Source organism: Nonlabens xiamenensis (genome assembly GCF_003865345.1).
In the GTDB taxonomy this organism is placed as follows: Bacteria; Bacteroidota; Bacteroidia; order Flavobacteriales; family Flavobacteriaceae; genus Nonlabens; species Nonlabens xiamenensis.
The window spans coordinates 282,400-296,391 of the sequence record NZ_RMVE01000002.1; the positions used below are offsets into that span (position 1 = coordinate 282,400).

Consider the following 13,992-nt stretch of genomic DNA (forward strand, 5'->3'; position numbering starts at 1 on the left):
AATATTGAAAAATGGATTGATCCAGTGATCTTTATGGTGTTTAAGTCAATTTAAATTGTTCAAAATGGTGCGAGACGTGTTTTCTTTCTAACAAACTCCACTCATAGGAAGTCAACTCCCCAAATACTGCATTTTTAGTCGTGGTTTTTGGGTGGCGTTTAAAGTAATCGAGGTATTGGTTCCGCGCTTCCAGCATGGCCATTTTGGCTGACTCCAGGTCTGGGTGCACCAAGTCTTCCAAACCCTCTCTTTTCATCAGAGGCATCCGGAAGTTTTTGGGCATTTTTTTATAATTCCAAAGCGTAGCCGCCACTTTCTCCAAATGTTCTTCAGGAGTTGCGATCTCAAAATCCTGCTTTTGCCCACTAGCTATTCTGTAGCCTTGTTCGAGATGTTCCACCATATGTTGCGGTGTCATGCTGCCCCATTCAGGTTGCATATCCTCTGATAAACCAGCCAATGCTGATTTGATATATGCTTCTGTGATCGTGGGGAATACGGTTTGTTTTTTCTCGACCATGGTCAGAATGGTTGCTACGGCTACCAGTGCCTCTGCTTCCTCATCGGTTTTACCATTTTCATAATCCACTGGTTCTGCATCAAAAACTTCCACATACCATTTGACAATCCCAGATGGGTGTTCCCTGCCGTTGACATCGCGCTCTCGTTTTTCTTTACAAGTCAAGCGTACATAAATAGTGTCGTTGTGGTACAGAGGTCTCAAAAAGCGAATATCTTCTAGTCCATAATTGGCTGACACCGGCCCTTTATTAGGATAAACAAAAAGTCCTGCCGCTGCGCTGATGATAAAATAGCCGTGGGCCGTACGTTTTTTAAATATGCTCCCCTCAAGACTGGTAATATCTGTATGAGCATAAAAATGATCCCAGGTCAAGTTGGCAAAATTTTGAATATCCGTATCGGTGATCGTGCGCTTGTGTGTTTCAAGTGACATTCCTGGTTGGATATCTTCATAGTGATAGGCAAACGGATGCTTATCGGTAGTTTTGTAAGCCGCATTGGGCTGATAAATTCCCGTGACTTCCGTAAGTGTTGTGGGACTACCTTGAACAGCACATCGTTGCATATAATGTTTGATCCCTCTGAGGCCTCCCATTTCCTCGCCTCCTCCTGCACGACCGGGTCCACCGTGCACTAACAAAGGTAAAGGCGAACCGTGACCCGTGGACTGGGCGGCACTTTCCTTATTCAATACCAAAATGCGTCCGTGGTGTGAAGCAGCTTCTACCGTGTACGCTTTCGCGAAAGCGTCATCTCCAGTCACCACACTACTCACCAAAGATCCTTTACCCATTTGTGCCAACTCAATGGCTTGGTCAATTCCATTATAGGGCATCAATGTACTCACTGGACCGAAAGCCTCTATTTCGTGGGCTTGGGTGTTGTTGAATGGATCATCTTCTCGCAAAAGAATTGGCGACATAAATGCACCTTTAGTCTGATCGAGTCCAACTGAATCTCCATTCAGTTGGACGCTATCTAAGTCACCATAAACCAATTGGGCAGTTTGGGTAAGTTTGTTGATCTGGTCGATCGTCACCTGGCGTTGATCCTTATTGATCAATGCGCCCATACGGGTAGATTTGGATCTCGGATCGCCGATAGCAGTACGATCCAGCTGTTTGCCTAGGGCAATTTGCACATCTTCCAATACAGGTTCAGGAACGATTATTCTTCGAATGGCAGTACATTTTTGACCGCATTTGACCGTCATTTCTTTGCGTACTTCTTTGATAAATAAATCAAATTCGGCGGTTCCAGGGACTGCATCCTCACCCAAAACACAGGCATTCAAACTATCAGCCTCCATGGTAAAAGGTACACTTTCCTGTAGAAGTTGAGGGTGATTTTTAAGCTTACGTCCAGTGGCCGCGCTTCCAGTAAAGGTTACTACATCCTGTGATTGAACGGTATCCAGAATATTGGTGGTCAATCCTGACAACAGTTGTAAGGCACCTGGCGGCAATATTCCGCTATTGATGATCTCGCGTACAACAGCTTCAGTCAGGAAGGCTGTTTGAGGTGCCGGCAACACCACGGCCGGCATACCTGCCATCCAGTTCACCGCACATTTTTCCAACATTCCCCACACTGGAAAATTGAAAGCATTGATGTGTACGGCCACTCCTTTTTTAGGAACCAAGAGATGGTGGGCCATGAAGCGACCACCGCGGGAAAGATCTATTGGCTCTCCTTCTACCGCATAGGTCTGGTCGGGAAAAAGTTTACGCAAACTGGCATTGGCAAACAGGTTTCCAAAACCTCCTTCGATATCTATCCAACTGTCCACCCTGGTAGCCCCAGTCCGATAACTAATATCGTAAAACTGTTCTTTGCGTTTAGTGAGATACAAAGCCAACTTTTTGATCATGTTCCCGCGTTGCTGGAAAGTCATATCCCTCAGTTTCTTTCCAGCATCCCTGCCGTATTGTAGCGCAGCGGGAATATCCAATCCTACTGTACTGGTGACTCCGATGACCTCACCACTCACTGCGTCATACATTTTTCTGGTGTCTTGATCGTCACCAGTTTGCCATTGGCCATTGATATAGGAAGGAAGAATCATAATTGTTTATTTAGAGCTGATTCCTTTAAAAAGGAATTAAAAATAATCATCAAAACACAAGGAATATCCTTAAAATACGAAAATAATAAAATGATAATTGCCAAACTAACAATCGTTAGTATGTTTCCAAACAGCTGTTTCTCCTATCTCTTGCATCCTATAGCTTAACAAGTTGATAAAATTTCAGTTCTTTCTACAAAATCGTAATCTTATTCCTACGATAATCATCGGACTCAAGCTAAGCCTCTTATTTTTTAATCGATATACGGCAACCATATTTCATCAAAACTCACTGATCAACGTTTTTAAACACTCGTTCATCTATTTGACCTCCTTCAGCTTTATTTTTTTATCACCCTGCCTAAAGAAGCTAGAATTTTGATTTATCAAATTGTTAACCTCAACATAGCTTCATCCACTGGCGGGACTGATGTAGAAGTTATGGATGGTGTGGTGTATACAATAAGAGCACTTTCTTATTTCTTCCAGTGGCTGATAGCAAGGGCCGATTCAATGCATGGCAACTGAACGAACAAGGTACTTTTGAAGTTACTGCCAACATAAGTTTAGAATTGGACGACAGGTTCTCTGGAACGGCTACGATGCAGGCACAGGTTAAAATCAACAAAACCCAAAATAACGGAACAGTTTATTTAAGGGATGCCCAAGGATCATCAGTATTTATTGAAAGATTGCGATAAGGACGCAGCGCAAAATCATTCTGTAGATTCAAGCCAAGGAGGTCAGGGCTTACCTACAACGAGTCAATCAACCTAGAGATGAGGATTTTCAATCACCATAGCATAACCTTGACCAACTCCCACACACATGGTGATCAGGGCATATCGCTTTCGCGAAAGCGATAATTCCAGCGCAGCCGTATAAGCCAGTCTAGCTCCAGTCATTCCCAATGGATGTCCGATGGCGATACTCCCGCCATTGGGATTGATACGTTTATCATCGTCGGCCAGCCCCCACTGTCTGGTACATGCCAATGCCTGCGAAGCAAACGCTTCATTGAGTTCGATAATATCCATGTCGGCCATCGTCAACCCAGCTTTTTCTAAAGCTTGATTACTGGCTTGAACCGGCCCTATACCCATAATGCGTGGTTCTACACCTACCACAGCACTAGAAAGAATTTTTGCCTTTGGTGTCAGTCCATATTGTTGAACGGCATCTTCACTGGCGACCAGAACAGCGGCTGCACCATCATTAAGTCCGCTGGAGTTTCCTGCGGTCACAGAGCCGTCTTTTTTAAACGCAGGACGTAATTTGGCCAGCACTTCTTTTGTGGTCGTAGGCTTAATGAATTCATCCTGATCAAAAATGATAGGGTCCTTTTTGCGTCTGGGTATTTCTACGGCTACGATCTCTTTGGCCAACCTTCCAGAGTTTTGGGCTGCGGTAGCCTTTTGTTGGGACCAGGCGGCAAATGCATCCTGATCTTCTCTAGAAATATCAAATTTTTCCACCAGATTCTCGGCCGTATTCCCCATACCGTCAGTTCCGTACATTTCGGCCATTTTGTGATTGACAAACCTCCAGCCAAAACTGCTGTCATACATCTTACTATCGTTTCCAAAAGCACTGCTAGGTTTTGCAATCACATACGGCCCACGTGTCATGTTCTCCACCCCTCCACAAACAAACAATTCTCCATCACCCGTCTGTATAGCTCTATGGGCATGGACGATAGCGCTCAATCCAGAACTACATAGTCTGTTGACGGTCTCACCAGGCACTGAATAAGGGAGCCCAGCCAGTAAACCAGCCATACGCGCTACATTGCGATTATCTTCCCCTGCCTGGTTGGCACATCCCATGATTACATCGGCATAAGCCTCTTGAGGAACCTCAGGATTTTTTTCTACCAAGGTTTTTATGACCAAGGCCGCCAGATCATCTGGACGAATGGTGGAAAGGCCTCCTTTGTAATTTCCGATCGGCGTTCTGATTCCGTCAACGATATAAGTGTTCTTCATAAGTGATGTACTAAATGGAAAAAAGCTTTTAAGATTTGGTCTGGTTTCCTTCTTTCAAGGCTTGTTCTTTTTCTTCGATTTTTAATCGGTCGGACTTCATTCTATATTGCAACCATCCAAACATGGTTGCTGACAATTCTTTTTTACGGGTATCAGGTAACAGGCTGTCCTTAAAAATAATGGTGAATACATCAGTAGTATCGTACTGTTGGGTGATAAAATCTTTGGAAACCACCGGAGCATAAGACATTTCTTTTAATTCTGGGTACAACAATGCAGCCTCCTCAGTAATCACTTCTAGCTCCTGGGATCGCTTACTCACGGCACGTAGTTCATCTTCTAATGCAGCAATACGTTGATCCTTGTTTTGGATTAGTTTGATATCATTGATTCGCTCCTCCTGTAATTTTTCGAATTCCTCATTGTTGTCGGCCATTATGGTGCGACTTCCTTGATAAAATTCAATGTTGGAATTCTCAAATCGTTCCATTCGATAAAACTTGGCTTCCCAATCTGTAATTACATGCTGGGGGACTTCCTGTCCTAAAAGTACCACATCCAATCTTTTGGTCTCTTGGTTCCATTCTGATTGTGCCCTTACTCCAGGATAGCTTACATTTTCTTCCACAAATTTTCTTGCCGCAATCTGATACTGTTGTTTTTGATAGAGCTGGACAAAGAAATAGATACTGGGAGCCAATACAACGATACCAACAAAAGCGGCAATTCTAGCTGTTCTTTTTCTTTTGGCTTCATTGGCATAGCGTACCATGGGGAATCTCAAAAACTTACATACCAGATAGGTGGACAAGGCAATAAAAACTGCATTGATACAAAACAAATACATCGCTCCACCTAATATACTTAGTTCACCGATGGCAATACCATAACCTGCCGTACATAAAGGTGGCATCAACGCCGTAGCGATGGCTACTCCTGCGATAGCATTGGAAATGGTTCCTTTTTTGGCTTTGGCAACAATCAGTGCCAAGCCACCAAAAATAGCCACCAATACATCCAGAATATTAGGTTCTGTACGCGCAGCTAATTCGTCATTGATCTCCTTGATCGGAGAAATAAAGAAATAAAGCGTAGCCGTTATCAGTGAAAGTCCCACCATTACCCCTAAATTGATCAGGGACCTCCTCAACATTTTGTTGTCGTTGATAGCCGTTCCCAATCCCATACCTACGATAGGACCCATGAGTGGAGAAATAAGCATCGCTCCTATGACTACTGCAGTAGAATCGGCGTTTAAACCTATCGAGGCTACCATTATGGAAAATATCAAGATCCAGGCATTGTGTCCTTGAAAGGAAATGTCTTTACGAACAGATTCAATGGTCTCATTGCGGTCAGAGTCTTGGCGTATATCCAGCAAATCCCTTAGGAATGCCGTGACATTATCCCATATCCCGTATATCTTTTGTTGGTTTTCTTCCAACAAGTTATCCTCTGCATTGTTGTAATTGTGGTCTTCCATTATCCAATAGCATCGCCATATTTTTCCATGGCCTGATTTCTTATTTGTTTGATGTCTTGTTCGGCAGATTTGGGAATAATCATTAAGATATCATCCTCTTCCACCACGATCATATCTTGCAAGCCTTGCACAATTACCTTTTTACCCTCTGTAGTTCGGATCATATTGCCTTGCGAACTAATTTGTGTGACACTGGCATTGACGATGGCATTGTCAGATTGGTTTTTGTCCAGTTGCTGATAGAGTGATCCCCAGGTACCCAGGTCATTCCAAATAAATTGAGCAGGTAACACATACACCTGATCACTCTCTTCCATGATCGCATAATCTACAGAGATGTTATCTGCTTCCGTGTAATGCGTAGCCAACCAGTCCTTTTCAAATTCTGTATTGAGCTTGGGTAAACCTGTCGCAAACAACATACTCATTTTAGGTTGCGCTTTCGCGAAAGCGGCCACTACTGCGGCGGCTTTCCAGACAAAAATCCCTGCATTCCACAAAAAATTGCCAGCCATGAGAAAGGATTCTGCTGTTTCCAGATCTGGCTTCTCGCGAAATTGTGAAACCTTTTTGACCACATCACCTGAACTATCATATTCGATATATCCGTACCCAGTGTTGGCTGAAATGGGCTTGATCCCCAGGGTTAGTAAGGCAGAGGGATGCTTCTGACAAAACCCAAAGGCAGTATCAAGGTCACGTTCAAACATTTCTTGATCTGGGATATAATGATCGCTGGGAGCGACTACGATTGAGGCCTCAGGATTGATCTTTTGGATTTTGAGAGCCGCCAGCAATATGCAAGGAGCAGTATTGCGCATGGCAGGTTCAGCAACAATCTGATTGGATTTTATTTGAGGTAATTGTTCCTGTACCAGATCTACATAATCCATATTAGTCAACACAAAAATCTGTGAAACTGGCACTTGTCTAGACAATCGATCAAAAGTCATTTGAAGCAAGGATTTCCCTTGTCCCAGCATATCGTGAAATTGTTTGGGAAAGGACTGCCTGCTCACCGGCCAGAACCTAGATCCTACTCCTCCGGCCATAATGACCGCAAACTTGTCATTTTTCATAGGTTTTTCAATAATTCTACCTGTGCGTTGGGTTGAAACAAATAGATTCTACCCGTTTCTATCTCGACACATTGATACCTCTTTCGTAGCTTGTTTCCTTTTTGATACTTCCGCCCGTTGGGGCCTAGAAAAAGTGCGCCCTTTTGAATCTCAAAGATATAGCTTTTATCAGTGTTTGCATCGTAGGATTTAAGCGCTACACTCAACATAGCATCCGTATCGCTGCTGGCTTTTGGATTCTTAAAATGTCTGGCCAGGACAGGAAGGAGATCGGCAGGAAAAATATCTGGGCGCAAAAATGGTAACATCATATGTTTGAAGGTATGCTTCCATTCCTGGCCATGTGGTTTGATCTGTCTTCCGTATTTTTTAAAGGCCACCAGATGAGCTAGCTCATGGACCAGGGTAACCAAAAACCTGTACTTATTGAGATTGGCGTTAACCGTGATCGAATGTGATCCATCGGTATTCCTGCGATAATCTCCATGTCTGGTCTTTCTTTCTCTGACAATTTTGAGATGAACCTCATGCATTTCCAGCAAGGCGGTCAAGGGAGCCACAGCCAATTGAGGTAGATATTGTTGTAAAACACTCATAAGGAACTGCGATAATACAGAATTACACCAGCACCTTCAAGCGCAGGTCAACCTATTTATTAACTTAAAAAATATAGAAAATCTTATAAAATAGGTCTGTTGTGGTTATGTTTGCTTTGATCGGTGATCAACCGACGTAAAATAGAAGAAAAACGAATGAGAAAAGAAGTGAGAGAAAAAGGTTGGAATGACCTGAAGACCAATGATAGCTGGGCCACGTTTAAAATATTGTCTGAATTTGTCATGGGATTTGAACGCATGAGCAGGATAGGTCCATGTGTATCCATCTTTGGAAGTGCCCGATTAAAACCAGACAATAAATACTACCAACTAGCCACAGAAATTGCCCAGAAAATCGTTGAAAATGGTTATGGAGTAATCACTGGAGGTGGACCAGGAGTTATGGAAGCCGGTAACAAAGGTGCTCACCTGGCCGGCGGAACTTCGGTAGGATTGAACATTGCCCTGCCGTTTGAGCAGCATGACAATCCTTATATCGACCATGACAAGAGCCTGGATTTTGATTACTTCTTTGCCCGTAAAGTAATGTTTGTGAAGTATTCCCAAGGCTTTGTAGTGATGCCTGGCGGCTTTGGAACATTGGATGAATTGTTTGAAGCCATTACATTGATACAAACTAAAAAAATCGCTAAATTCCCTATCATACTTGTGGGCACCGAGTTCTGGGAAGGACTCCTGGATTGGGTGAAATCAACGCTAGATAAAAAATTCTTTACCATCAGCCCAGAAGACATTGACCTCTTGCATTTGGTAGACACCAGTGAGGAGGCGGTACAGATCATCAATGAATTCTATGCCAAATATAGTCTGAGTCCTAATTTTTAATCGCAAAACCGCTGTGATCTTTTTGGTAGATTGCGCAATATCCACGTGAACTCTGCGCTTTATATTTAGGTCATAACCACTGAAGAACTTACACGATCCAACCGAAAGCAATTATCACTCTATGAAATTAAAGCTTACGCTACTATTGCTTTGGATGGCTGCGGTCGTATATGGCCAGCATGAAACCCATATTCGCGCCTCACTTTACGGTGCTACAGAAACCTTGGACATCAAGCAGGAATTGCTGGTGGTCAATAATTCTGATCAAGCCTGGGAGGAAGTATACCTGATGGATTGGGCCAACGCCTTTTCCTCTGTAGAGACACCATTGGCCATCAGATTTGCAGAAGACTTTAAAAACCGTTTCCAATTTTCTTCTGAAGAAAGCAAGGGACGAACCATTTTTTCCAAGGATTACATCCATGAAGACTATCGGATTGAGCGACCACAAGATCATCCCGATGTCGTCAGACTGGTTTTAAAAACCCCGATTCCTGCTGGATCAAGTCGAACGCTGAATCTGGCCTATCAAGTCAGGATTCCTGAAGACGATTTTACAGGGTATGGTCGAACCAGCAAAGATGAGTATGCACTGAGATACTGGTATTTGCACCCAGCCGTGTTTAACGATGGAAAATGGGAATATTATTCGCATAAATCGATCAATGATTTTCACGGTGCGACTACAAGATTCAAAATCGATCTTCAACTGCCAGCCCGATTAAAGGCGGTCAGCACGCTCCAAGAGACCTCCGAAATATTTCTTGAGGAACGCAACACTTATCAATTTGAGGGAACCAGCAGACGAGAAGTGCGGCTGCACCTACTCAGGCAAATTGACCAATATAAAAATTACAGTGTTCCTGGGCTCGATGTACTGACTAATCTGGAAGACAACGATGTTCCTACGGACATGAAGCTGATTTTCACAGATCGTATTGCCAGTTTCCTCACTGACAAACTGGGAAGTTTTCCTCGTGAAAAGCTGCTCATTTCAAAAGAGTTCTACAAGGAAAATCCGGTCTACGGGTTGAGTTCGCTGCCTAGTTTTATTAACCCCTTCCCGGCAGGCTTCACCTATGAGGTACAATTGCTCAAATCCATGACACGTAGTTGGGTAGATGAAGGGATCAGCGTCAATCCAAGGCAAGAATCCTGGCTACAGCAAGCCATTATGGTTTATCTAATCATGGAATACCAGGAGGAGTACTATCCTAACTTAAAAATAGGCGGGAAACTCAGTGATTTTTGGGGAATTAGAGGCTTTAAAGCCAGCCAACTGAAGTTCAACGATCGTTTTTCCTTACTTTATCTCAACTCTTCCAGACTCAACTTGGATCAGGCAGCCAATACTCCGGCTGATGAGTTGGTCAAGTATAATCAGCAATTGGGTATCCCTTACAAGGCTGCTATTGGGCTTCATATCCTTAAGGACTACCTTGGTGATGACGCCCTAGACAAGTCGCTGAGACAACTCTATCTGGAGCACACCCATTCCAGCGCTACGGTCGATGCCTTTCAACGATTACTAGAGCAAAACGCCTCAAAAGATGTGTCTTGGTTTTTTGATGATTATATTACCACCTATAAACGCCTGGACTGGAAGATCAACTCCATCAGGAAAACCGATGACTCAATACATTTTAAGCTAAAAAACAAGTCTGGGATTGAAATGCCGGTTCCAGTTTATCTCCTGGACAAGGATAGTATTATTGAAAAGAAATGGCTGGAAATAAAGGCTATGGATTCGGTGATTTCGCTTTCGCGAAAGCGTGCTAACCGAATTGCACTGAATTATGAACGTTTGATACCAGAGTTCAATCAACGGGATAATTACCGGACTTTGAAACCTCTGCCCTCTTTAAATCGTCCCCTAGAATTTAGGTTGTTTAAAGATATAGAGGATCCAGAGCGTGCGCAGGTTTTCCTTATGCCTGATTTTGAGTTCAATATTTACGATGGATTGACACCTGGCGCTAGATTTTATAATGGGAATCTATTGCCCAAACCTTTCAGGTACAGCATTAAACCCGGTTATGGCCTCACTTCCCAGAAAATTGTTGGATCTGTGGGCTTTGGCTATACTCATTTTATAGATAACAGAGAAGAATCGCTGTATCAATTGAGATACGGACTGAGTGCTAATCGATTTTCCTATGCAGACGATCTTATGTTCCGTAGAGGTAGCGGATGGCTGGCATTCGGATTTAGGCCTGCTGACTTAAGGAGCAACAAGAGGTCCTCTTTGTCTTTCAGAAATATCTTTGTAGACCGTGACAGGGACCCTGCTAATCCAGTCAATGAACCAGATTACAACGTATTCACCATCAATTATAGTTTGTCGGACAACAACCTCAAACGCGTGTTTTCTTATAATCTGGGCACCGAGGTCTCCAGCAGATTTTCCAAGGCCACCTTTAGGATCAAGTATCGCAAACTTTACAAAAATAACCGTCAGCTTGAATTGAGATTTTTCAGCGGATTGTTTTTGCACAATGAGACCAGGGGAAGTGACAACTTCTTTTCTTTTGCCTTGGACCGACCAACTGATTATCTTTTTGACTACAACTATTACGGAAGGTCTGAAGATGATGGTTTGTTTTCTCAACAACTGATCGTGGCTGAAGGTGGTTTTAAATCTCAGTTGGAGCCTGCGTTTGCAGATCAATGGATCGCCACTACAAATGCATCCTATAGCCTCTGGAACTACATTCATGTTTATGGAGATGTAGGTTTTGTCAAGAACAAAGACCGAGGGGCTAAATTTGTTTATGACAGCGGAGTGAGGTTGAACTTGCTTCAGGATTATTTTGAATTATACTTTCCAGTTTACAGCAACAATGGATGGGAAATCGCCCAAGATAATTACGATGAGAAAATACGTTTTATCGTTACCCTGGACATCAATACTTTCATCAGATTATTCACCAGAAGGTGGTACTAGCAGGCTATTGCAATAGGCCGTGATAAAGCCTACCTTTGCAATATGACAAAAAATGCCATGGAAGATCTGATCAATGAACCTCAACAACTGGCCAAGGAAGACTTTAAAGAAGAGCTTCTCAAGGATTATCGTATCGCAGTGACCAGTAGGGAATGTAGTTTATTAGGAAGACGTGAAGTCTTAACCGGAAAAGCCAAATTTGGAATTTTTGGTGATGGAAAAGAACTCCCGCAACTCGCCTGGGCACGTTCTTTTGAAAACGGAGATTTCAGAAGCGGCTACTACCGTGATCAAACCTTTATGATGGCTATCGGCGAACTCACCATTGAGCAGTTCTTTGCCGGTTTATATGCCAATACTGATATCCAGCTTGAGCCCATGAGTGCTGGAAGGCAAATGGGCGGACATTTTGCCACGCACAGCCTGAATGAGGATGGTAGCTGGAAAAGATTAGTGGATCAAAAAAACTCAAGCGCAGACATCTCTCCTACTGCCGGTCAAATGCCTAGATTGTTAGGCTTAGCACAAGCTTCTAAGATCTACAGGCACAACAAGGCTATTCCAGAAGACAATGGTTTTTCCAATAATGGAAACGAAGTGGCTTGGGGAACTATAGGTAACGCCAGTACTAGTGAAGGACATTTCTGGGAAACTTTTAATGCTGCCGGAGTATTACAGGTACCGATGGTGATCAGTGTATGGGATGATGAATACGGTATTTCTGTACATGCTAAGCATCAAACTACCAAAGAAAGTATCAGTAAAATCCAAGCAGGGTTCCAACGCGATGAAAACGACAAGGGTTTTGAAATTCTAACCGTCAAAGGATGGGATTATCCCGAATTGGTGGCTACCTATGAACAAGCCAGCAAAATTGCGCGGGAGGAACATGTACCTGTTATGATACACGTCCAGGAGCTTACACAGCCTCAAGGTCACAGCACCAGTGGATCACACGAGCGCTACAAGGACAAGGACAGATTAGACTGGGAACAGCAATACGACTGTAACAAACAGTTCCGCAGCTGGTTGATTGATAACGGATTCAGTAACGACCAAGAACTGGATCAAATCGAGAAGGAGATTAAAAAAGAGGTACGTGATGGCAAGAAAAAGGCCTGGAATGCTTACCTCAACCCTATTTTAAAGGAGCGGGATGAAGCCGTTGCCCTTTTGGAGAAGGTAGCTGGAGTTTCTGAACAACAAGTGTTCATACAGCCTTTGATCAAATCTCTAGCAGACGAAAAAGAACCTTATCGCAAAAATGTATTAGAAACTGTACGCCAGGTATTGCGTTATACCCTAGGTGAACGCCACGAGTCTATCAGCCGCCTCTATCAGTGGATGCAGCAACACAAAGATAGTACTCAGAAAAAGTACAGCAGCGACCTGTACAGTCAGTCCAGCAAAGCCGCTACCAAGATTGAAGCGATCGCTCCTATATATGATGACTCCAGCAAGGAAGTAGATGGACGGGTGGTCATGAGGGACAATTTTGACGCCATCTTTAGCGCAAAACCTGAAGCCATGGTTTTTGGTGAGGACGCGGGAGAAATAGGTGATGTGAATCAAGGTCTAGAAGGCATGCAGGAAAAATATGGCAAGTTCAGGGTTTCTGATGCTGGTATTAGAGAGGCCACAATTTTAGGGCAAGGTATTGGACTAGCCATGAGAGGCTTACGTCCAATCGCTGAAATCCAATACCTAGATTATCTCTTGTATTGTCTTCAAATCATGAGTGATGACTTGGCCACTCTACAATACCGAACCGCAGGAAAACAAAAAGCGCCGGTGATTGTACGTACACGTGGGCACCGACTAGAAGGAATATGGCACAGCGGCTCTCAAATGGGAGGGATTATTAATTTGGTGCGTGGTATACATGTACTGGTTCCCAGAAACATGACCCAAGCGGCAGGGTTTTATAATACCATGATGGAAAGTGATGAACCAGCCCTAATAGTAGAGTGTCTGAATGGTTATCGATTAAAAGAGAAACTACCCTCAAATTTGGGCGAGTTTAAAACGCCTGTAGGCAAAGTGGAAAAATTAAGGGATGGAAATGATATCACGATTCTGTCCTATGGATCTACCTTGAGATTGGTAGGAGAAGCCGCCGTAGAATTAGAGCGTGCTGGTATTGATGTAGAAATTATTGATGCCCAGTCTCTACTCCCATTTGACCTTGAACATGACACGTTAAAAAGTGTGACTAAAACCAATCGACTACTGGTCATTGATGAGGACGTGCCGGGTGGCGCCAGCGCTTATTTACTGGATCAAGTATTAAATCACCAAAAAGCCTGGCCACATCTGGATAGCCAACCACAATGTCTTACAGCTCAAGCCCACAGACCTGCCTATGGTACCGATGGAGATTATTTCTCCAAACCTAGTGTAGACGATATATTTGACAAAGTCTACGAGATCATGCATGAGGTCAACCCAAGTCAGTATCCCAAGCATATATAA

The 13,992-nt window shown here is 43.4% G+C and carries 9 protein-coding genes; 4 read left to right on the plus strand and 5 right to left on the minus strand.

Annotated features, from left to right (window positions below):
* Positions 1 to 40: 40 nt before the first annotated feature.
* Positions 41 to 2,587: a phenylacetic acid degradation bifunctional protein PaaZ gene (gene paaZ / locus EGM47_RS06255; RefSeq protein WP_124979927.1), complete on the minus strand. Its 2,547-nt coding sequence runs from the start codon at positions 2,585 to 2,587 to the stop codon at positions 41 to 43.
* Between the two features lie 488 nt (positions 2,588 to 3,075).
* Between paaZ and EGM47_RS06260 the strand changes: the two genes are divergently transcribed.
* Positions 3,076 to 3,288: a hypothetical protein gene (locus EGM47_RS06260; protein ID WP_124979928.1), complete on the plus strand. Its 213-nt coding sequence runs from the start codon at positions 3,076 to 3,078 to the stop codon at positions 3,286 to 3,288.
* Positions 3,289 to 3,360: 72 nt separating this feature from the next.
* Here EGM47_RS06260 and pcaF read toward each other — a convergent pair whose 3' ends face one another.
* Genes pcaF through EGM47_RS06280 form a run of 4 tightly spaced genes read right to left on the minus strand, consistent with a single transcriptional unit; the run spans position 3,361 to position 7,730 of the window.
* Positions 3,361 to 4,572: a 3-oxoadipyl-CoA thiolase gene (gene pcaF, locus EGM47_RS06265; protein WP_124979929.1), complete on the minus strand. Its 1,212-nt coding sequence runs from the start codon at positions 4,570 to 4,572 to the stop codon at positions 3,361 to 3,363.
* A gap of 28 nt (positions 4,573 to 4,600) precedes the next feature.
* The gene (locus tag EGM47_RS06270) at positions 4,601 to 6,055 is read right to left on the minus strand and encodes a DUF389 domain-containing protein (RefSeq protein WP_124979930.1); all 1,455 of its coding nucleotides are present in this window, start codon (positions 6,053 to 6,055) and stop codon (positions 4,601 to 4,603) included.
* Positions 6,055 to 7,134 carry a mannose-1-phosphate guanylyltransferase gene (locus EGM47_RS06275; protein WP_124979931.1) on the minus strand — a complete coding sequence of 360 codons (1,080 nt, stop codon included), beginning with the start codon at positions 7,132 to 7,134 and terminating at the stop codon, positions 6,055 to 6,057. The genes EGM47_RS06270 and EGM47_RS06275 overlap by 1 nt, the downstream gene beginning before the upstream one ends.
* The gene (locus EGM47_RS06280; protein ID WP_124979932.1) at positions 7,131 to 7,730 is read right to left on the minus strand and encodes a SprT-like domain-containing protein; all 600 of its coding nucleotides are present in this window, start codon (positions 7,728 to 7,730) and stop codon (positions 7,131 to 7,133) included. The genes EGM47_RS06275 and EGM47_RS06280 overlap by 4 nt, the downstream gene beginning before the upstream one ends.
* Before the next feature lie 156 nt (positions 7,731 to 7,886).
* On the opposite strand from EGM47_RS06280, the gene EGM47_RS06285 reads away from it, so the two are divergent.
* The 3 genes from EGM47_RS06285 (at position 7,887) to EGM47_RS06295 (ending at position 13,992) form a co-directional block, all read left to right on the plus strand.
* Complete coding sequence (locus EGM47_RS06285; RefSeq protein ID WP_124979933.1) at positions 7,887 to 8,576, plus strand: LOG family protein; 690 nt, start codon at positions 7,887 to 7,889, stop codon at positions 8,574 to 8,576.
* A 121-nt stretch (positions 8,577 to 8,697) separates the two neighbouring features.
* Complete coding sequence (locus EGM47_RS06290; RefSeq protein WP_124979934.1) at positions 8,698 to 11,520, plus strand: gluzincin family metallopeptidase; 2,823 nt, start codon at positions 8,698 to 8,700, stop codon at positions 11,518 to 11,520.
* A gap of 57 nt (positions 11,521 to 11,577) precedes the next feature.
* Complete coding sequence (locus EGM47_RS06295) at positions 11,578 to 13,992, plus strand: alpha-ketoacid dehydrogenase subunit alpha/beta (protein WP_124980345.1); 2,415 nt, start codon at positions 11,578 to 11,580, stop codon at positions 13,990 to 13,992.